Genomic DNA, 1,991 nt, shown 5'->3' on the forward strand with positions numbered 1-1,991 from the left:
AGACGTTGGCGACCCGAAGATAGGGCCGCATGTGCTTGCCGCGTTCATGCTTGGGTGAACGCTGGCGGCCGAGGGTCACCTCGCCCGCCCCATCGACGCGCGACCAAGCCCAGCCCGCGGGAAGCACCGGGTCAAAGCCTTCTAGGTTAGGCGCCCGTTCGCTTTGACCGAATAGATCTGGTTCAGCGCGCGCCGCGCTCGCCGGCGTGCGGCTGCGCTCGGATAGCTCTTCATCCCGCTGCGCGACCAGCTCACCGGCAACGGCCGCAGCGAGCACCTCTCGGAGCTGCTCATCCAGAAGCCGCAATGCGGACTGGAGTCGCGTCTCGGCCTCGCGGATTTCGGTCAAGCGTTGGTCAGCTATGGCAACGATCCGCGCCTGTTCCTTCAACGGTGGCAATGGAAAGTCTAGTTCTGCGAATCGCGAAGCGCCGAGATGCTGAATGCCGACACCTCGAGCGGCTTGAGCGAAGGCGCCGGATACGGCCATTTGTCGGAATACGATCAACGCATACTCGGGCGTGGTTAGATGGGGGCGAAAACGGATGACCGTGTTCTGATAGCAGCAGGGCTGCACCTCACCGCGCCAGATCGCTGATCGGCCGACTTGGCTAGCGCTCCCCGAGGCTTCGGTCAGCAGGACATCCCCCACCTCAAGACCGAACACCTGCTGCTCGGCCGGGGTGAAATTCATCTCCAGCAGGTCATCAAGATTGATACCCGCAGGGGTGATATTCGCGGCTCGAATATATTTGGTCAGGTGTTCGCCCATGGCTTGATCCGGGGACCGTTGACGGCCGAGTCGAACGGCGCCGGCCTGGTCGACGCGGACCACCGCCCAGCCGGCCGGAAGGTCGGGTCGAGAAGGTGTCTGATCGTCGTTCGTGCTCATGGTCTTGTGCGCCTATTACCGCGCACCAAGAAGCTGAACCGCCCAAAGGCTCGCCTTCACCCCCTTGATGCGTCCGGCTGTAAGCCGTACAATAGCCTTCAGGCGATCATTAAGGCAATGGCCCATGAAACATACGGCGGCGAAAAGGCGGGTCGCGGCCCGCAGCGAGCGATTGGAGGCGCGTGTGTCCTCTGATCAGAAGGAACTTTTCCTCCGTGCTGCCGAGTTGCAGGGCCGAACGCTCACGGATTTTGTCATCTCGAGCGTGCATGAGGCCGCCGTGCGCACCCTTGAGGACCTGCAGTCGGTCAAGCTAGCGGTTGATGAAAGCCGCGCTTTCGCCGAGGCTCTCCTGAACCCCCGAGAGCCCGGCTCGCGACTTTCCGCGGCCGCTCGGCGCTATATGGCGTCGGTCGCGGCGCATGAGCCGAATGCTCGCTAGCCCTTGTTGATCCAGACACTCGACGACACTCACGATCGCGCCGGGTTCGAGTCCGGCGTGGACGCGCTAGACCGATATTTCCGCACCCAAGCCAGTCAGGACGTTCGCCGACGCGTCGCCTCCTGTTTCGTCCTCGTAGAGGGTGATCTCACGCCTCTCGCGTTCTCGACACTTGCCAGAACATCGATCGCTCTGTCCAACCTTCCGGCAACGCTGACGAAGCGCTTGCCGCGCTACCCCGTCGTACCGGCGACGTTGCTCGGGCGACTCGCCGTCGATCGGCGCCATCGCGGACGCCGACTGGGCGAGCACATGCTTTTGGACGCCTTCGCACGAGCGCTGCGCAGCGAAATCACCACATTCGCCATCCTGGTCGACGCGAAGGACGAAGCCGCAGGAGCTTTCTACCGCGCCTACGACTTCCTTCCCTTGGATAACGCCGGCCGCCGTCTTTTCCTCCCGATGGCCGAGGTCGCTCGCCTGTTCGCGTAACGCCGTAGGCCTTCAAGAGTGAAGTGCCCCTTGAACACCGGTACGAGAGCGTCCATGCCCGCCCAACCCGCCCACTGCGGCTTTGTCCCGCCCTCTTAATCGGTACGCTAACCGAGTAGCACTTCTATCTCTTTGTTCTCAACAAGCGTGCTGATCTCACTGTAG

General features: G+C 62.6%; 3 protein-coding genes. 2 read left to right on the plus strand and 1 reads right to left on the minus strand.

Annotation, left to right across the window (positions count from 1 at the left end; all coding sequences use genetic code 11):
- A partial coding sequence (locus AAFM29_RS16925; RefSeq protein WP_341713914.1) for a restriction endonuclease subunit S occupies positions 1-892 on the minus strand: 892 nt, incomplete at its 3' end.
- Positions 893-1,016: 124 nt separating this feature from the next.
- Here AAFM29_RS16925 and AAFM29_RS16930 point away from each other — a divergent pair.
- Positions 1,017-1,334: a DUF1778 domain-containing protein gene (locus AAFM29_RS16930; RefSeq protein WP_099503642.1), complete on the plus strand. Its 318-nt coding sequence runs from the start codon at positions 1,017-1,019 to the stop codon at positions 1,332-1,334.
- Positions 1,335-1,340: 6 nt separating this feature from the next.
- Positions 1,341-1,826: a GNAT family N-acetyltransferase gene (locus AAFM29_RS16935; protein WP_246842051.1), complete on the plus strand. Its 486-nt coding sequence runs from the start codon at positions 1,341-1,343 to the stop codon at positions 1,824-1,826.
- Positions 1,827-1,991: the final 165 nt, after the last annotated feature.

Source organism: Erythrobacter sp., from assembly GCF_038133525.1.
Taxonomy (GTDB): Bacteria; Pseudomonadota; Alphaproteobacteria; order Sphingomonadales; family Sphingomonadaceae; genus Qipengyuania.